The organism is Streptomyces sp. NPDC005863 (genome assembly GCF_042871345.1).
Taxonomy (GTDB): Bacteria; Actinomycetota; Actinomycetes; order Streptomycetales; family Streptomycetaceae; genus Streptomyces.
The window spans coordinates 726229-743598 of the sequence record NZ_JBIAII010000003.1 but is presented as its reverse complement, the minus strand read 5'-3'; the positions used below and the strand labels follow the sequence as shown (position 1 = coordinate 743598).

The window sequence follows — 17370 nt, the reverse complement described above, 5'->3', positions numbered from 1 at the left end:
AGAGCGCGATGCCTGCGAGCATCCTCGGAGAGGTCGACCACCTCTCCGGAGCGGCGGCCGTACGAGAACGGGCCGCGCTGCGCACGCTCCTCAACTGCCCTTCCTGCGGCTCGACCCACGTCGCCCAGGTACTCGGTGACAACGGCGGGGTCTCGTACGTGTGTACCGCCTGCGGCCACAGCTGGAGCTGATCGATGGGTGCACACAGGCGGAAATGCGACTGGTGCGGCAGTGGCACACCGATCGTCCGCGACATGGAACCGGTCCATCAGGACTACCAGTACTGGTGCGAGGAGTGCGCACGGGCGCTGATCATAAAGGGCGACCCCATCGAGACGTACCGCGAACTCGAAGGGGAGCCGATCTACGGACGGCTGCTGGACGAGCACTGCACCCTCAAGCGGTTCTACTCGTTCGCGACGGCCTGACCGGCGCCCGCGACCGCGGGATCGTCGGCCCCGGCGGGGTCCTCGGTTCCGGCGGCGTGACCGGCGCCCGCGACCGCCTCGCCGCGGTGATCAGGAACCCCGAACCGAGCACTACGTAGAGGGCCGACAGCACCATCTGGCCATAATTCTGGCCGAGTTCGAGCCGCCCCACTCCATGCGGCACCCACCACAGGGCGTACGAACAGAAGGCCAGGTACGCGCCCCCGGCGGCCGCCCACCGCGCCCGGCCGCCCCGGCGCGCCGCCTCCGCCCCCAGAAGGAGCACCATCGGCACGCACCAGACCCAGTGGTGCGACCACGACACCGGGCTCACCAAGAGCGCCGTCACCGCGCAGGCCAGCGCGGCCCAGGCCCGCTCCCCGCGCAGGGCGGCGACGACCGCGACCGCGAGGCCGAGCGCCCCGATGACGGCGGCGGCCACGGCCCAGCGCGCCCCGGGTTCCCCGGTGTGCAGGAGCCGGGCGAGGACACCGCGCAAGGACTGGTTCGCGGTGTCCTCGGCCAGCCCGACCCGGCCCGCCTCGAACACCATCCGGGTCCAGAACCGGCGCGAGTCGTACGGCAGGACGACGGCCGCGAGGAGGGTGGCACCGGCGAACGAGACGGCGGCCACGCACGCGTGCCGCACGGGCGGCCGCCACGGGCCGCGCCGCACGGCCTCGGCGGCCCCGGTGAGGAGCAGGAACGCCACGAAGAGCGCCGGCGTCAGCTTGATCGCCGCGGCGACGCCGATGCCCACGCCCGCCCAGCGGTGGCCGGGACGCCGGGACAGGTCCCACAGGACGAGGACACCGAGCAGCAGATTGATCTGCCCGTAGCGCAGGGTCGTCCACACCGGCTCGCACCAGACGACGGCGGCCGACGCCCACAGAGCACCCTCCACGCGCGCGTGCCGCTCGCCGCGGAACAGGTCGCCGCGGGTCGGGTCGTTCTGGATCAGGCGCAGCGAGAGATGGGCGCAGCCGACCAGGAGGAGCAGGTTGCCCAGGGTCGCGAGGGTGCGCATGGCTGCCGTCGTCAGCAGGGTCAGCGGCGTGAACAGGAGGGCGGCGAACGGGGGGTAGGTGGTGGGCAGATGGGCCTCGGTGGTGCGCAGCGCGTAGAGGTCGCCGCCGCCGCGCACGGTCTCGCCCTCCGCGCGGTAGACCATCAGGTCGATCATCGAGACGTCGGCGGCGCGCTGTGCGAGCCAGAAGGCCGTGAAGGAGAGCAGGCAGGCCCCGGCGGCCAGAGCCACACGGCGGCGGGCGGCGGCGGGCGCGATCACGGTCACGAAGGCTGACAGTACCGGCCGTATCCACCCAGACCGGGAACGATTTGGTGGAGCACGGGTCCGACCGTGTAATGTTGGCGGAGCCGCCGGGGAAACCGGGCGGACAGGCAAGGGGCTATAGCTCAGTTGGTAGAGCGCCTGCATGGCATGCAGGAGGTCAGGAGTTCAATTCTCCTTAGCTCCACAGAATATGAGCGGGCCACCCGAATCGGGTGGCCCGCTTTTTCATGCCCCTCGTCTTCCTCGTCTCCTTCGCGTCCTGCGCGGCCGGGTGTCCCCGCCCTTGCCGGAGAGCACTGCCGTCACTGCCGTCACTGCCTTCCGCTGCCGAGCGCCCTGCGGCGTCGCCCTGGAGGCAGCGCCGCCGGCAGCGCGGGACCGGTCCGCGGTGTCGTCCGCTGCGGCTCCTCGACGCGCAGTGCGAGGGCGGGACAGCGGCGTACGGCACGCGCGGCACGCGCTTCGGAGTACCGCGGTACGGACGCTTCCGCCACCGAGGGGAAGCCGTCGGGGCCGAGCTGGATGAGCTCCGGGACGATGTCGGCGCACAGTCCGTGGCCCTGGCAGAGGGTCCAGTCGACGGCCAGCTTGCGGCCCGTGGGCGCCTCGGCCTGCGCCACGTCCGCCTGGAGGGGGAGGACCCCCGCGACCGGACGGCCGCAGCCGCCGCCCAGGACGTGGGCCGCGAGGTCGTCCGTGAACGTCGAGATCGTCGACTCCAGGAAGGCCGCCGAGCCGTCCGGGTGCTTGCACGCCCCGCGCCGCTTCACGGCCCGCGTCACCTCGCGCAGCGCTTCGAGAGCGGTCGGCCCGCCGCCCTGCAGCACGTCCGCGAGGCCACGGGCCGCGGCGGGCAGGCCGAGGTAGCAGGGGCCGCACTGGCCCGAGCTCTCGGCGGCCAGCCAGTGCGCGACGCGCAGCGACTCCCCGAGCGGGCAGGTGTCCTCGCCCAGCGGCAGGACGGCGCCCGCGCCGAGCGCGCCGCCGCAGGCGTCCAGGGAGGCGCGTGAGACGACCGCGTCGTGCGCCGTGACGCCGTCGAGCCATCTGCCGTGATAGCCGCCCGTGAGGACGCCCTGGGAGAGCGCGGGGGCGCCGGCGAGCTGGAGCACGTACTGCAACGGCACTCCGGTGGGCACCTCCACGACCATCGGCCGCGCGACCGCTCCGGAGAGGGTCAGCAGGACCGTGCCGGGCTCGTCGCGCAGACCGGTGCGGCAGTAGCGGTCGGCGCCGGCCCGGGCGGCGACGGCGAGTTGCGCGAAGGTCTCCGCGTTGGAGAGCAGGGTGGGGGCGCCGCCCACTCCGGAGTCGGCCGTGCGCACCTTGCGGCCCGGTGGCAGCGGCGGGCCGCCGTCCGCCGAGCGGACGAGGGCGGAGGACTCTCCGGTGACCATGCGCACCGGATTGCGCTGCACGCGCGCGCGGAGCGCCAGTCCGCGCCGGTCGCCCAGGCCGCGCTCGGCGAGCGCGGTGCGCATCGAGGCCTCGGTGGAGTCGCGTGTCACGCCGACCACGAGAGTGCGCGCCCCGAGGGCCTCGGCGGCCAGCAGGGCGCCGTCCAGGATGAGGTGGGGCGCGCGGTTGATGAGGACGGTGTCCTTGCGGCAGGCGGGCTCGTCCTCGCTGCCGTTGACGACGACCACGGGGCGAACACCGCGCCGTATCGCCGCGTCGGCGACGGCCCGCAGCTTCTGGGCGAAGGGGAAGCCCGCGCCGCCCCGGCCGCGCAGCGAGATGTGTTCCGCGAGCCGGGCGAGCGGCTCGCCCGCCATCGGTTCCAGGGGGCCGTGCACCTTCAGGTGCATGCCGAGGTCGAGGCGTTCGACGAGGTCGAAGCCCGAGGTGAGCAGGGGCAGGCCGACGACACGGACTTCGGGGACGTCGGGCAGCGGCGCGTTCACGGGTGGCCTCCGGTGGCGGCGTTCCAGGGCTCACCGGAGCTGGGGGCCTGGAAGGGCCGGGGCAGCGGCTCGGTGGCGGGGCCGGGGTCGTACACGGGGTCGTACACGGGATCGGGGTCGGGGTCGGGGGCGGGGGCGAGGGGCATGTCGTACGCGGGGTCGTAGACCGGCTGGGGCGCCGTGTCGTACGTGGGTGGCGGTGCGACGTAGGGGGATTCGGCGGGGGGTGGCGGACAGGGGGCGGGCCAGCGGCCGTCGGGGTCGGGGCGGGGCACGGTGACGGTGGGGTACGCGGCCGCGTGGGAGGCCAACGCGCGGTAGGCCGCCGAGATGCCGACGACGGGGTCGGTGGCCGGAGTGGTGGCGGTCGTGCCGGGCGGCGGGACGGAAGCGGTGTCCCGCGCGGGAGGGTCCTCCGGGGGCGGCGCGTCGGGCGCAGGTTCGAGCAGCGCCAGGATCCGCGCGGCGACCTTCCGCTTGATCGGCAGCGGGGCCGCGCGCAGGGCGACGGCCCCGGCGACGGCGACCAGGCACAGGCAGTACAGGGTGACGACCCAGGGCTTCGGCTGGCGGCCCGCGTACAGCCCGTGGACGAGCGCCGAGCACCAGGCGGGGTAGGCCAGCATGTGCAGCGCCCGCCAGCGCGACGCGATCCGCGCGGGAGAGGCGAAGGCGCTGCGCAGGGCGCCGGTGACCCCGGTGACGAGCATCAGCACGCCCGCGAGCGAGCCGAGGCCGATGAGTCCCGCGCTGCCGGTGACGCCGAGCCCGAAGGGCATCACGGCGCCGAACAGCGACACATGGTCGAGGGCGACCTTGATGGTGCCGTGCAGCAGCAGGAAGCCGACGGAGGCCACCGCGGTGGCCCGGTGCACGGCCTGGGCGAGCAGGCGCTGGCGCGAGTGCAGGAAGAGGCGGTCCGTGGCGACCAGGCCCCATAGGACGGCGGCGGTGAGCGAGACCAGGGACAGGACGCCGGCGGTGAAGTCGATGGCGGCCCGCAGGGCGTCGCTGCCCGCGAAGACGAGCACGGGTATCAGGAGCAGCGCTCCGGCGCTCAGGGCCCGCGAGAGCGGGAAGGAACCGGATGCGGACGAACGTGGAGACGATCGAGGGAGGGAACGGCTCTTGCGGTGCGGGTGCAGAGGGTTCATGGGGGCGGCTCCGAGAGGGTTCGGTCCGCCGCATGCTAAGTGGCTCCATACCGGTGGGTACGAGGTTTGAGTTATTGCGTTGTTATCAAAGCGCGACACGATCTTGGTGTTGCCCCGTTAGTGGCCGGTACGCGGAGTAACCCTTGGCCAGAGCTCGGCCCCTGTCGTCCCGGACGGCGTCCTCAGGTCGGGCCCGGGCGTCCCGGGCGGCGTCCGTGGAAGCTCGTCGCGGGCCGCGCGGGCGCTGCGGTACCCTGACGCCATGCGTGCCGTACGCCTTCTGCTTAGCGGGCCGCGCTGATCAGTCCCGACCGCCGGTGAATCGCGGTCGGCATCGGCGCGGCGTCCCCTCCTGTGCGAGGGGCATTTTTGTTTGACCAGCACGGTCAATTCCGCAGGCAGAGACGATCGATGGAGCTTTGAGGATCATGAGCGAGACGAATTCTGCTGCCGCCTCCGAGGTGGCCGCGCCGCACCGCTACACGGCCGCTCTGGCCGCTGAGATCGAGGCACGCTGGCAGGACTTCTGGGACGCCGACGGCACCTACGAGGCGCCGAACCCGAGCGGCGACCTGGCCGCGCGGACCGAGGCCGAGGCCGCGCTGGTGGCCAAGCCCAAGAAGTTCGTGATGGACATGTTCCCGTACCCCTCCGGAGCGGGCCTGCACGTCGGCCACCCCCTGGGATACATCGCCACGGACGTCTACGCGCGCTTCCAGCGCATGACCGGGCACAACGTCCTGCACACCCTGGGCTTCGACGCCTTCGGCCTGCCCGCCGAGCAGTACGCCGTGCAGACGGGCACCCACCCGCGGGTCTCCACCGAGTCCAACATCGAGAACATGAAGGCCCAGCTGCGCGCGCTGGGCCTGGGCCACGACAAGCGGCGGTCGTTCGCGACGATCGACCCCGAGTACTACAAGTGGACCCAGTGGATCTTCGTCCAGATCTTCAACTCCTGGTACGACGCCGACGCCGCCAAGGCCCGCCCGATCGCCGACCTGGTCGCGCAGTTCGAGAGCGGTGAGCGCGCCGTACCGGACTCCCCGCGCGCGTGGAGCGAACTGGACGCCGTGGAGCGCGCCGAGGTCCTGGGCCACTACCGCCTGGCCTACGCCTCCGACGCGCCCGTCAACTGGTGCCCCGGCCTGGGCACCGTCCTGGCCAACGAAGAGGTCACCGCCGACGGCCGCTCCGAGCGCGGCAACTTCCCCGTCTTCAAGGCCAAGCTGCGCCAGTGGAACATGCGCATCACCGCCTACGCCGACCGGCTGCTCGACGACCTGGACGCGCTGGACTGGCCCGAGGCCATCAAGCTGCAGCAGCGCAACTGGATCGGCCGCTCCGAAGGCGCCCGCGTGAGCTTCCCCGTGGGCATCGAGGGCGACGCCATCACCGTCTTCACCACCCGCCAGGACACCCTGTTCGGCGCGACCTACATGGTCCTGGCGCCCGAGCACGACCTGGTCGACAAGGTCATCCCCGAGACCTGGCCCGAGGGCACCCACGAGGTGTGGACCGGCGGCCACGCCACGCCCGCCGAGGCCGTCGCCAAGTACCGCGCGTTCGCCGCCGCCAAGTCCGACGTGGAGCGCCAGGCCGACGCCAAGGAGAAGACCGGCGTCTTCACCGGCGTCTACGCCACCAACCCGGTCAGCGGCGAGCAGGTCCCCGTCTTCATCGCCGACTACGTCCTGATGGGCTACGGCACCGGCGCGATCATGGCCGTCCCTGCGCACGACAGCCGCGACTTCGCCTTCGCCCGCGCGTTCAACCTGCCGATGCGCTGCGTGGTCGAGCCCTCGGACGACCGCGGCACCGACCCGAGGACCTGGGACGACGCCTTCTCCTCGTACGACGCGAAGCTGATCGACTCGGCCAACCCCGAGATCTCCCTGGACGGCATGGACGTCGACGGAGCCAAGGCCCGCATCACCGGCTGGCTGGCCACCCGCGGCATCGGCGAGGGCACCGTCAACTTCCGCCTGCGCGACTGGCTGTTCAGCCGCCAGCGCTACTGGGGCGAGCCCTTCCCGATCGTCTACGACGAGGACGGCGTCGCCCACGCGCTGCCCGAGTCGATGCTGCCCCTGGAGCTGCCGGAGGTCGACGACTACTCCCCGCGCACCTTCGAGCCGGACGACGCGGACACCTCCCCGGAGACCCCGCTGTCCCGCAACGAGGACTGGGTCAACGTCACCCTGGACCTGGGGGACGGGCCCAAGCAGTACCGCCGCGAGACCAACACCATGCCCAACTGGGCGGGTTCGTGCTGGTACGAACTGCGCTACCTGGACCCGCGCAACGACGAGCAGCTGGTCGACGCCGACGTTGAGCAGTACTGGATGGGCCCGCGCGAGGGACAGCCGACCGGCGGCGTCGACCTGTACGTGGGCGGCGCCGAGCACGCGGTGCTGCACCTGCTGTACGCGCGCTTCTGGTCGAAGGTCCTCTTCGACCTGGGCCACATCTCGTCGGCCGAGCCGTTCCACAAGCTGTACAACCAGGGCATGATCCAGGCGTACGTCTACCGGGACGCCCGCGGCTTCCCGGTGCCGGCCACCGAGGTCGAGGAGCGCGACGGGAAGTTCTTCTTCGAGGGCGAGCCGGTCAAGCGCGAGCTGGGCAAGATGGGCAAGTCCCTGAAGAACGCCGTCACGCCGGACGAGATCTGCGACGAGTACGGCGCGGACACCCTGCGCCTGTACGAGATGGCGATGGGCCCCTTGGACGTGTCGCGCCCGTGGGACACCCGCGCGGTCGTCGGCCAGTACCGCCTGCTGCAGCGGCTGTGGCGCCTGATCGTCGACGAGGCGACCGGTGAGGTCACCGTCGCCGACGTGGTCGAGGGCGACATCGACGCGAGCACCCTGCGTGCCCTGCACAAGGCGATCGACGGCGTCCGCCAGGACCTGGACGGCATGCGGTTCAACACCGCCATCGCCAAGATCACCGAGCTGAACAACCACCTGACGAAGGTGGGCGGCGCGGTGCCGAGGTCCGTCGCGGAGCGCCTGGTGCTGCTGATCGCGCCGCTGGCCCCGCACGTCGCCGAGGAGCTGTGGCGCAAGCTGGGCCACACCGACTCGGTGGTCCACCGGGACTTCCCGGTCGCGGACCCGGCGTACGTCGTGGACGAGTCCGTGACCTGCGTCGTGCAGATCAAGGGCAAGGTCAAGGCGCGCCTGGAGGTCTCCCCGTCGATCTCCGACGCCGAGCTGGAGAAGATCGCGCTGGCCGACGAGAAGGTCGTCGCCGCGCTGGACGGCGCCGGGATCCGCAAGGTGATCGTGCGGGCGCCGAAGCTGGTGAACATCGTTCCCGCGTAGCCGCGTAGCGCACGGCCGCATAGGGGTCTTCCCCTACGGGCAGGTTGGGGGTTCCGCTGGAACCCCCGGCCTGCCTTCTCCGTTTACCGTGGAAGGAGCCGAAGTTCCGGACGGGATGCGGAGAGGAGCGTCATGGAAGCCGTGGGCGCAATCGTGGCGCTGCTGGTGGTGCTCTTCCTGGTGCTGGGGGTGTACGCGACGGTGAAGGTGGTCCGCGCCGCCAAGCGAGGAGTGGACCGCACCATCCTGGAGGCCCGCAGGACCGTGGAGGACACCACGCTGCGGGCGAAGAGCTTCGGCCAGTTCGGCACGGCCGCCGAACTGGCCCAGCTGCGGCTCTCGTTGCGCTCGTCCATGCGCGCCACCCAGGACGTCCTGCACGCGGGCGCCGCCGAAGACGCCTCCCTGAAGGAGACGCTGAGCCTCTTCGACCGGCTCAGCACCCATGGGCACGAGCTGGACGACGAGCTCCGGCGCCTGGAGCGCGACCCGGACAAGGCCGCGCTCGCCGCACGCCTCCCCGATCTGCGGGAGCGCACGACGCAGATCACCAAGGCGGCCGACTCGCTGCGCTGGTCCGCGCGCGACCGGGCCCGCCGGTTCGCGGGCGACGACCTGGACGACCTGAGCACGCAGATCGATATGGAGGCGGGCGCGCTGCGGCACTGGACGACGGAACCGTCTTCCACCCAGTCCGCGGGACCGTCCGCGTCGACCGCCGGGCCGTCCCAACCCGCCGACTCGTCCGCACCGACCCCCGCGATCAACCCGCCCGCCTCTAGGCCCACCTATCCGTGGGAGAAGAAGACCAAGCCCGAAAGCACGACCTGATCCATCCGCCCGTCCGAGCAGTTTTCTCCGGAACCGGGTGCTCAGGGGCCGGGCTGCCGCCCGGCGGCACAGACAGGTAATCTCCAGCTCATGTCCCGCCATGTCGCGATCGTCACGGATTCAACGGCCTACCTGCCGCAAGGGACGATGGAGCGGCACGGCATCACCGCGGTGCCGCTGACCGTGGTCCTGGGGGACCAGGCGCTGGAAGAGGGTTCCGAGATCTCGGCCCGCTCCCTCGCCCAGGCGCTGCAGAAGCGGAAGTCGGTGACCACGTCCCGGCCCAGTCCCGAGGTCTTCGCGCAGACGTACCGCGAGGCGGCGGAGGCGGGCGCCACGGCCATCATCTCGCTGCACCTGTCCGCCGAGTTCTCCGGCACGTACGACGCCGCGGTCCTCGCAGCGAAGGAGGCACCGGTACCGGTACGGGTGGTGGACACCGGCATGGTCGCGATGGCCCTCGGCTTCTGCGCCCTCGAAGCGGCGCAGGCCGTGGAGGCGGGCGACTCGGTGGAGGAAGCGGTGACGGCGGCGGAGAAGCGGGCGTCCGGCACGTCCGCGTACTTCTACGTCGACACCCTCGAATATCTGCGCAGGGGCGGCCGTATCGGCGCCGCGCAGGCGCTGCTGGGCTCCGCGCTCGCCGTGAAGCCGCTGCTGAAGCTGGACGGCGGCCGCATCGACATGCTGGAGAAGGTGCGGACGGCGTCGAAGGCGATCGCCCGCCTCGAAGAGATCGTGGTCGAACGGGCCGGGACCGGCCAGGTCGACGTCGCGGTGCATCACCTGGCGGCGCCGGAGCGGGCGTCGACGCTCGCCGAGCGGCTCAGGGAACGGGTGCCGGGGCTCGCGGAGCTGCATGTGAGCGAGGTCGGCGCGGTGATCGGGGCGCACACGGGGCCGGGGCTGTTGGGGGCCGTGGTGTCGCCTCGGTGAGGTTCGCCTCCCTGGGCGCGGTTCACACTCGCGGGTGACGGAGTTATCCACAACTGCTGGGTAATCCACGGGAATTGACCAAGATCAACAACTTTTTCCCGTAATGCCTAACGTCGTCGGCATGACACTTCGATCACTCACCAGGACAGTTTCAGCGACGAGCGGGCCGGGGCGCGGCCCCATGTCCGACGGCCGCACGAGCCGACGCCACCCCCGCGGGCGAGTGCGGGGCGGCCGGGCCCCGGCGGGGGCGATGGGCGCGGAGGCGGTGAAGCTGCGTGCGGAGAGGCTCTTTGCCGAGGGGCAGGGGCAGGGGCTGGGGCTGGGACAGGGGCAGGGGTCGGTCTCAGGGCGGTCGGTCTCCGGGCAGGGGCGTGGGCCGTCGCAGGTGAAGACAGCAGCGCCGCCGCGGCCCGAGCCGCCACCACCGGCGCCGCCGCGTGCGCGGTGGCTGGACGGGGCGGCCACGGTTGCGGCGCCGGGGCCGGTGCCTGCGCGGAGGCCGTGGGGCGAGGGGGAGACCGCGCCGGAGCTCGCCCCCGGGTGGGCGCGGGGAGCCGGGGCGGCGGAAGCGCCGCTGGGCGAGGAGGAGCCCGCTCCAGACACGGGGACGACCGCGCGGCGCGGGCGGACCGGGGTCGGGCTCGCCGTCCGGGAGCGGCTGCCGGTGTGGCTGCAGGCGCGGTGCGGCCTCGAACGACGGGGTGTGATCGCACTCGTCGCCGTCCTGGTGATCGCGGCGACCTTCGCGGCTCAGCACTTTTGGGCGGGCAGGACCCAGCCGGTCCGGCCGCCCGAGGTGGTCCGTGCGGCGCGCACCGCCTCCGAGCGGGGCGCGGAGCCCGCCCCCGCGCCGGGACCGTCCCCGCAAGCGGGTCAGGCAGGACAGACGTCGACGCCCCCTGGTGGTTCCGGCGCCAAGATCGTCGTGGACGTCAGCGGAAAGGTCCGCCGGCCGGGTGTGCAGCGGTTGCCGGCCGGGTCCCGGGTGGCCGACGCCCTACGGGCCGCGGGCGGCGTCAAGCCCGGCGCGGAGACGGACGGCCTCAACCGCGCGCGGTTCCTCGTGGACGGCGAGCAGGTGGCGGTGGGCGTACCGGCGCCGGTCGCTGGGTCCGGCACGGGAGCCGGGGCGTCCGGAGGCGCGGGAAGCGGCGCGGCGGGAGGCGTCGGAGGGGCGACCACCACGGGCCCCGTCAGCCTGAACACGGCGACGGCAGAGCAGCTCGACGAACTGCCGGGCGTCGGACCCGTGTTGGCGCAGCACATCCTGGACTACCGCGCGGAGCACGGAGGTTTCCGCTCCATCGAGGAGCTCCGCGAGGTCAACGGCATCGGCGACCGGCGCTTCGCCGATCTCCAGGATCTCGTACGGCCATGACGCGCGCGGCAGTTCACCTCGCCTCCGGCCACCGCCTCGGCGCCGCACACCCGCGGCAGGAGGGCCCGGTCGACCTCCGGCTTGTGCCACCCGCGCTCGCGGCATGGGGGGCGGCCGCCCTGCTGCTGGACGCCCCACCCCGGTGGGTGATCGGCATCGTGGGGGGATGCGTCCTGGCAGCCGGCGCTCTCCTGGTGACCCTGGTGACGTGGACCGCGGCCGCGGGCCGGCGGCGATGGGGAAGACTTTCGGCGGCCGCCGTGCTCCTCTGCACCGCAGGGGCCGCGGCTTCGGCAGCACTGCACGGCGCGGACCTGCGCCGGGGCCCGATCCCCGGGCTGGCACGTGAGTACGCGCGGGTGGAAGCCGAGTTGCAGGTGACGTCCGACCCCCGGCGCACCAGGCCCCGAGTCGCCAGTGCGCACACGATGCCGCCTTCCGTGGTCCTGAACGCCGAGGTCGTCCGCGTCACGGAGACGGACGGCACGACGACCGAGACGCGCACACCGGTACTGGTCGTCGTACGCACAGAGGAGGAGCGGAAACGGGCCGGGCCCGGCGATGCCTGGCTGGGGCTGCTGCCGTCCACCCGGCTGCGGGTGGAGGCGAGGCTGGCCCCGCCCCTGCCGGAAGCGGACAAGGTGGCCGCCGTCCTCCGGGTGTCAGGGGAGGGGGCGCGGGCGCCGCGTGTGATCGGGGAGCCGTCCGGGGCGCAACGGGTGGCCGGGGCGTTGCGGGGTGGCTTGCGCGAAGCCACGGACGGGCTGCCGGCCGATGCCCGCGCGCTGCTCCCCGGACTCGTCATCGGGGACACGTCGCGCGTGCCGGCCGAGCTGGACCAGGCCTTCCGGGCGACCGACCTCACCCATTTGCTGGCCGTCAGCGGGGCGAACCTCACGATCGTCCTGGTCCTGCTCATCGGACCGCAGGGCACCGCCCAGCGGGTGGAACGACGCGGACTGGCGCCGAAGTTGGGCATCCCACTCCGCACGACGGCGTTGCTCGGCGGGGTGCTCACCCTCGGCTTCGTCATCGTCTGCAGACCCGATCCGAGCGTGCTGCGGGCCGCGGCCTGCGGACTGATCGCGCTTCTCGCCATCGCGACCGGGCGGCGCAGGTCCCTCATTCCCGCGCTGGCCACGGCGGTCCTGCTGCTGGTCCTGTACGACCCGTGGCTGGCGCGGAGTTACGGCTTCCTGCTGTCCGTCCTCGCCACCGGAGCGCTGCTCACCCTCGCGCCGCGCTGGGGTGACGCGCTGCGCGGGCGGGGCGTGCCGTCACGGTGGGCCGACGCGCTGGCCGCCGCGGCCGCGGCGCAGGCGGTGTGCGCGCCGGTGGTCGCCATCCTGGCGGCGCGGGTGAGTCTGGTGGCGGTGCCGTGCAATCTCCTCGCCGAGTTCGCCGTGGCGCCGGCCACGGTGCTGGGGTTCGCGGCCCTGGCTGCGGCGCCTGTCGCGATGCCGGTGGCCGAGGCGCTTGCGTGGTGCGCGAGTTGGCCGGTCGAGTGGATCGCGGAGATCGCCCGTACGGGGGCGGCGCTGCCGGGGAGCGGGGTCGACTGGCCGGACGGCTGGCGTGGCGGCTTCCTGTTGGCGCTCGCGACGGTGGCGCTCGTCCTGGCGGGGCGCAGGATCGTGCGGCATCCGTGGCTGATCGTGGCCTGCGCCGTGCTGCTCTTCCTGGTGGTCGTCCAGCCACCACCGGTCACCCGGGTGATCGCGGGCTGGCCGCCGCCGGGGTGGCGGATGGCGATGTGCGACGTGGGGCAGGGAGACGCCCTGGTGTTGGAGGCAGGGGACGGGGCCGGGGTGGTGGTCGACGCGGGACCCGACCCGGTCGCGGCCGACCGGTGCCTGCGTTCGCTCGGGGTCACTCGGGTGCCGCTGGTGCTGCTCACCCACTTTCACGCCGACCATGTCGCGGGGCTGCCGGGGGTGTTGCGAGGGCGAGAGGTGGGGGAGATCCAGACGACGGGGTTCCAGGAGCCGCCGGAGCAGGTGGAGTTCGTACGGGATCAGGCGGCGGCAGCGCGGGTGCCGGTGGTCCGGGCGGTCGTGGGGGAGCGGCGCCGGGCGGGCCCCCTGGACTGGCAGGTCCTGTGGCCGCCGGGTCCGTCCACTGACCCATCCGCTGCTCCATCCTCCGGCCCCACCGCTGCCCCACCCAAAGGCACGGCTGCGGGGCCGATGCCGAGACCTGAGGGACCGGGACCTGAGGGACTGAGGTCTGAGGGACCGAGACCCGAGGGGCCGAACGACGCGAGTGTTGCCCTGCTCGTGCGGACGGGTGGGCTGAGTCTGTTGCTCCTCGGGGATCTCGAACCGCCGGCCCAACGGGCTCTGTTGCGCTCGCCGGCTGCCGCGTGGCTCGGCTCCGTCGACGTGCTCAAGGTCGCGCATCACGGTTCGGCCCACCAGGATCCGGAGCTTCTGCGCAGGGTGGCGCCGCAGCTGGCGCTGATTTCCTGCGGTGCCGACAACTCGTACGGGCATCCGTCGCCGGTGACGGTCGCGGCGCTGCGGGCAGCGGGAGCAGAGGTGTTGCGCACGGACAGGGATGGGGCGATCGCGGTGAGGGGGTCGGGGGCGCGTTCGGGGGAACGGGCGGGGACGCGGACTGGGACGCGGACGGGGGCGCGGCTGGAGGTGGCGACGCGGCCGCCCTGACGCTCCTCCCCGGCACCGTTCCTCCCCGGCTCCGCTCCTCCCGGCACCGCTCCTCCGCGGCAACGCAGCACGTCGCCTCCACGGCAACGCGGCCGGCGCCCGCGCGGGGCTACCGCGGGGAACCCCGTCCTGACCTGGGGAGACGTATATCGTAGACAGGCAATTCGGGGTAGACGCGACAGTTCCAGCGCATCGGCCGCATTCCCTTGATCTGGGTCCGTGTTGCGTCTAAAGCCGCAACGGTGATCGAATGCCCTTTCGTTGCAGTGCGCAGGTGTTGTCAAGTAACGCGGGGATGTGTCGCAGGGTGTTCGGCCGTTGGCTGGGAAACCGTATGAATCGGGCCGGACGGACGGGGCCCTTGTCGGCGCTGACGGTGCCGTCGAAGGCGGGGGTGCTCAGTTGCCGGGTGCTCGACCCGGTCAACGAGCCGGTGCGGAACGCGGAGTTCGCGGTCAGCGACGCCATGGGGCGCAAGGTGGTCAGCGGGGGCACGGATCCGTTCGGCTCGTTCGTGACGGCCGTTCCGGCGGGGGACTACCGGCTCGCGGTGTCGGCGGACGGGTTCACCCCGTACCGGGCGAGCGCCACCGTGGGGGAGAACGCACACGCCTCCATCGGTGACGTCATGCTCCAGGTCGCCGCTCCGCCGACGCTGCCCGAGCCCGGGGAGTGGGAGATCGACCCGCTGCACTCGGCGGTCGGCTTCACCGCGCGCCACATCGGGCTCGCCCGTATCCGCGGCCGGTTCAACACCTTCGCGGGCGCGATACGGGTGGGGGAGCGGATGGAGGACTCCGCGATGCACGTCGTCATCGACGCGTCGTCCATCGACACCGCGGTCCAGATGCGCGACGACCACCTGCGGTCCGGCGACTTCCTGGACGTGGGACGCTTCCCGACGATGGAGTTCTACAGCGACCGCTTCGTGCACAAGGGCGGCAGCCGCTGGGCGATATCGGGCGGGCTGACGTTGCACGGGGTGACGCGGACGGTCACGCTCGACGCGGAGTATCTCGGGATCGGCAAGGGACTGGAGGGCGAGACGCGCGTCGCCTGCCGGGCCACCACGGAACTGCACCGTGACGACTTCACGATCACCTGGCAGACGATGCTCGCGCGCGGCATCGCGGCCGTCGGACACAGCATCACGATCGACCTGGACATCCAGATCATCCCGAAGACCTGAACGTCGCGACTGCGCGACCCGCACGACCCGCACGACCTGTGTGGCCCGCACGATCCGCACGACCTGCGCCACCCGCGCGACACCGCGCTCCCGGCCGAGGCGTCGCTACGGGGCTTCCAGCCAGCCCTCGTGCTCGGTGGCCAGGGCGTCGAGGGCCGTCGGGTCGAGCCGGGAGTCGGGGTCCTCGACCACGACCAGCCACTGGGCGTCCTCGGCGTCGTCCTCGCCGGCCAGGGCGTCGCGGACGAGCTGGGGTTCGTCGGCCACACCGAAACGGTCGGGGAGCTCTTCGGCCACCACTTCCGCGGCGTCGCGGTCGGGCAGTACCAGGACATGTCGTACGTCGGTCACGGCTCCATTCTGCGATACCGCCCGGGAGGGGCTGTCAGTGGCGCGTGGGATGCTGGACCGCGATGGCCAGGAAGACAGCAAACGACGATCCGCTCGCTCCCCTCACGCTCGCCGTGGGGCAGGAGGACCTGCTCCTCGACCGCGCCGTGCAGCAGGTGGTCGCGGCCGCCCGCGCCGCCGACGCGGACACGGACGTGCGCGACCTCACCTCCGACCAGTTGCAGCCCGGCACCCTCGCCGAACTGACCAGCCCGTCGCTCTTCGCCGAGCGCAAGGTCGTCGTGGTGCGGGGCGCGCAGGATCTGTCGGCGGACTCGGTCAAGGACGTCAAGGCGTACCTCGGGGCGCCGGTCGAGGAGATCACGCTCGTCCTGCTGCACGCGGGCGGCGCCAAGGGCAAGGGGCTGCTCGACGCGGCGCGCAAGGCCGGGGCCCGCGAGGTCGCCTGCCCGAAGATGACCAAGCCGGCGGACCGGCTCTCGTTCGTGCGCGGCGAGTTCCGGGTGCTCGGGCGTTCGGCGACGCCGGAGGCCTGCCAGGCCCTGGTCGACTCCATCGGCAGCGATCTGCGGGAGCTCGCCTCGGCGGTGTCGCAGCTGGTGGCGGACGTCGAGGGCACGATCGACGAAGAGGTCGTCGGGCGGTACTACACGGGCCGGGCGGAGGCCTCCAGCTTCACCGTGGCCGACCGGGCCGTCGAGGGCCGGGCCGCGGAGGCGCTGGAGGCCCTGCGGTGGTCCCTGTCGACCGGGGTCGCCCCCGTCATGATCACCAGCGCCCTCGCGCAGGGGGTCCGGGCGATCGGCAAGCTCTCCTCCGCGCGAGGGGGGCGCCCTGCCGATCTCGCCCGTGAGCTGGGCATGCCGCCCTGGAAGATCGACCGTGTGCGTCAGCAGATGCGGGGGTGGACCCCGGACGGGGTGGCGGCCGCGCTCACCGCGGTGGCGGCGGCTGACGCGGGCGTCAAGGGGGGCGGGGACGATCCGGAGTACGCGCTCGAGAAGGCCGTCGTCGCCATTGCTCGGGCCGCGCGGGCCCGGCGGGGCTAGCCCTGCGGGGGGGGGCGGGACCTTGAGGTGCGGGCCCCCTCCGGTACGGGCCCCCTTCGGCACGGGCCCCCTCCGGTGCGGGGCCCTCCGGGAGTGGGTGGGATTTCGTCTGCGGCTGCCTCGTGGCTTGTCGCGCAGTTCCCCGCGCCCCTGAGACCGGCACCGTGCGCGCCCCGCGCCGAGCGGCACACCCCGGACCGCAGCCACGACGCCCCTGACCGGCACCGGGCGCGCCCCGCACCGAGCGGCACACCCCGGAACACAAACAGCGCCCCGCCGGCCCCGGCACGGGCCCCGGCCCCAGCAGCCCCGGCCTCAGCAAGGCCCCGGCCTCAGCGCGCCCCCACCCCCGGCCTCAGCAAGGCCCCCGCCCCAGCGTGCCCCCACCCCCGGCCCGCCCCCGGACACAGCAATGCCCCCGGAGTGGGCCGGGGGCATCGTCGCAGCGTGGCGTACTGCTTGGTCTGTCCGCGATTCGAGGTAGAGGGCTCGAATTACCCTCGCGGAAGGATTGATCAGCGTTGATCAGCACCCCGGCGAACCGGGGCAGAGGCTTCAGCCCTTGAGGGTCGCGGCCTTCGTCGCAAGCGCCGACTTCTTGTTGGCGGCCTGGTTCTTGTGGATGACACCCTTGGAGACGGCCTTGTCGAGCTGGCGCGTGGCCTCACGCGTGAACTCGGCAGCCTTCTGGGCGTCACCGGCGGCAACGGCCTCGCGGGCCTTGCGGATCGCGGTCTTCAGGGAAGACTTGACCGCCTTGTTGCGCTGACGCGCCTTCTCGTTGGTCTTGATCCGCTTGATCTGGGACTTGATGTTCGCCACGAAAGAGCCTTTTCAGGTTCAGGTACTGCAGAGGTA

Annotated in this window: 14 protein-coding genes and 1 tRNA gene; 10 read left to right on the top strand and 5 right to left on the bottom strand. The window is 72.7% G+C overall.

The window, feature by feature from the left end; all coding sequences use genetic code 11:
* The first annotated feature begins 8 nt into the window (after positions 1-8).
* On the top strand, positions 9-191 hold the full coding sequence (locus ACFYO9_RS15625) for a hypothetical protein (RefSeq protein WP_355808348.1): 183 nt from the start codon (positions 9-11) through the stop codon (positions 189-191).
* 3 nt (positions 192-194) lie between these two features.
* Positions 195-428, top strand: coding sequence for a hypothetical protein (locus ACFYO9_RS15620; protein WP_355808351.1), 234 nt, complete (start codon positions 195-197; stop codon positions 426-428).
* On the opposite strand, the gene ACFYO9_RS15615 is transcribed toward ACFYO9_RS15620, so the two are convergent.
* Positions 397-1722, bottom strand: coding sequence for a glycosyltransferase 87 family protein (locus ACFYO9_RS15615; RefSeq protein WP_358775964.1), 1326 nt, complete (start codon positions 1720-1722; stop codon positions 397-399). The genes ACFYO9_RS15620 and ACFYO9_RS15615 overlap by 32 nt on opposite strands.
* Before the next feature lie 111 nt (positions 1723-1833).
* On the opposite strand from ACFYO9_RS15615, the gene ACFYO9_RS15610 reads away from it, so the two are divergent.
* Positions 1834-1906, top strand: a tRNA-Ala gene (locus ACFYO9_RS15610).
* A 127-nt stretch (positions 1907-2033) separates the two neighbouring features.
* On the opposite strand, the gene ACFYO9_RS15605 is transcribed toward ACFYO9_RS15610, so the two are convergent.
* Positions 2034-3626, bottom strand: coding sequence for an NADH-ubiquinone oxidoreductase-F iron-sulfur binding region domain-containing protein (locus ACFYO9_RS15605; protein WP_358775962.1), 1593 nt, complete (start codon positions 3624-3626; stop codon positions 2034-2036).
* Positions 3623-4780 carry a hypothetical protein gene (locus ACFYO9_RS15600; RefSeq protein ID WP_358775960.1) on the bottom strand — a complete coding sequence of 386 codons (1158 nt, stop codon included), beginning with the start codon at positions 4778-4780 and terminating at the stop codon, positions 3623-3625. Before ACFYO9_RS15600 ends, ACFYO9_RS15605 begins: the two co-directional genes overlap by 4 nt.
* Positions 4781-5208: 428 nt before the next feature.
* Here ACFYO9_RS15600 and leuS point away from each other — a divergent pair, with 428 nt between their 5' ends.
* The 6 genes from leuS to ACFYO9_RS15570 all read left to right on the top strand — a co-directional run bounded on the left by leuS (position 5209) and on the right by ACFYO9_RS15570 (position 15112).
* Positions 5209-8109, top strand: a complete 2901-nt coding sequence (gene leuS / locus ACFYO9_RS15595) for a leucine--tRNA ligase (RefSeq protein ID WP_355808363.1) — start codon at positions 5209-5211, stop codon at positions 8107-8109.
* Positions 8110-8241: 132 nt separating this feature from the next.
* Positions 8242-8940 (top strand): hypothetical protein, encoded by a 699-nt coding sequence (locus ACFYO9_RS15590; RefSeq protein ID WP_358775958.1) that lies wholly within the window; start codon positions 8242-8244, stop codon positions 8938-8940.
* 90 nt (positions 8941-9030) lie between these two features.
* Positions 9031-9876 (top strand): DegV family protein, encoded by an 846-nt coding sequence (locus ACFYO9_RS15585; RefSeq protein ID WP_358775956.1) that lies wholly within the window; start codon positions 9031-9033, stop codon positions 9874-9876.
* A 121-nt stretch (positions 9877-9997) separates the two neighbouring features.
* Positions 9998-11257, top strand: a complete 1260-nt coding sequence (locus ACFYO9_RS15580) for a helix-hairpin-helix domain-containing protein (RefSeq protein WP_388666325.1) — start codon at positions 9998-10000, stop codon at positions 11255-11257.
* Positions 11254-13923: a ComEC/Rec2 family competence protein gene (locus ACFYO9_RS15575; protein WP_358775954.1), complete on the top strand. Its 2670-nt coding sequence runs from the start codon at positions 11254-11256 to the stop codon at positions 13921-13923. Before ACFYO9_RS15580 ends, ACFYO9_RS15575 begins: the two co-directional genes overlap by 4 nt.
* Positions 13924-14230: 307 nt before the next feature.
* Positions 14231-15112: a YceI family protein gene (locus ACFYO9_RS15570; RefSeq protein ID WP_355809012.1), complete on the top strand. Its 882-nt coding sequence runs from the start codon at positions 14231-14233 to the stop codon at positions 15110-15112.
* Positions 15113-15217: 105 nt separating this feature from the next.
* Here ACFYO9_RS15570 and ACFYO9_RS15565 read toward each other — a convergent pair whose 3' ends face one another.
* On the bottom strand, positions 15218-15463 hold the full coding sequence (locus tag ACFYO9_RS15565; RefSeq protein ID WP_358775952.1) for a hypothetical protein: 246 nt from the start codon (positions 15461-15463) through the stop codon (positions 15218-15220).
* 62 nt (positions 15464-15525) lie between these two features.
* Here ACFYO9_RS15565 and holA point away from each other — a divergent pair, with 62 nt between their 5' ends.
* Positions 15526-16512 (top strand): DNA polymerase III subunit delta, encoded by a 987-nt coding sequence (gene holA / locus ACFYO9_RS15560; RefSeq protein ID WP_355808379.1) that lies wholly within the window; start codon positions 15526-15528, stop codon positions 16510-16512.
* Positions 16513-17067: 555 nt separating this feature from the next.
* On the opposite strand, the gene rpsT is transcribed toward holA, so the two are convergent.
* A complete protein-coding gene (gene rpsT / locus ACFYO9_RS15555) occupies positions 17068-17334 on the bottom strand; it encodes a 30S ribosomal protein S20 (RefSeq protein ID WP_355808382.1) in 267 nt (88 codons plus the stop codon).
* Between the last annotated feature and the right edge of the window lie 36 nt (positions 17335-17370).

Excerpts from the sequence above, each read along its gene's own strand:
- ACFYO9_RS15620 (WP_355808351.1), top strand. The coding sequence starts at position 195 with ATGGGTGCACACAGGCGGAAATGCGACTGGTGCGGCAGTGGCACACCG.
- leuS (WP_355808363.1), top strand. The coding sequence starts at position 5,209 with ATGAGCGAGACGAATTCTGCTGCCGCCTCCGAGGTGGCCGCGCCGCAC.
- ACFYO9_RS15600 (WP_358775960.1), bottom strand. The coding sequence starts at position 4,780 with ATGAACCCTCTGCACCCGCACCGCAAGAGCCGTTCCCTCCCTCGATCG.
- ACFYO9_RS15585 (WP_358775956.1), top strand. The coding sequence starts at position 9,031 with ATGTCCCGCCATGTCGCGATCGTCACGGATTCAACGGCCTACCTGCCG.
- holA (WP_355808379.1), top strand. The coding sequence starts at position 15,526 with ATGGCCAGGAAGACAGCAAACGACGATCCGCTCGCTCCCCTCACGCTC.
- ACFYO9_RS15580 (WP_388666325.1), top strand. The coding sequence starts at position 9,998 with ATGACACTTCGATCACTCACCAGGACAGTTTCAGCGACGAGCGGGCCG.
- ACFYO9_RS15575 (WP_358775954.1), top strand. The coding sequence starts at position 11,254 with ATGACGCGCGCGGCAGTTCACCTCGCCTCCGGCCACCGCCTCGGCGCC.
- ACFYO9_RS15590 (WP_358775958.1), top strand. The coding sequence starts at position 8,242 with ATGGAAGCCGTGGGCGCAATCGTGGCGCTGCTGGTGGTGCTCTTCCTG.
- ACFYO9_RS15625 (WP_355808348.1), top strand. The coding sequence starts at position 9 with ATGCCTGCGAGCATCCTCGGAGAGGTCGACCACCTCTCCGGAGCGGCG.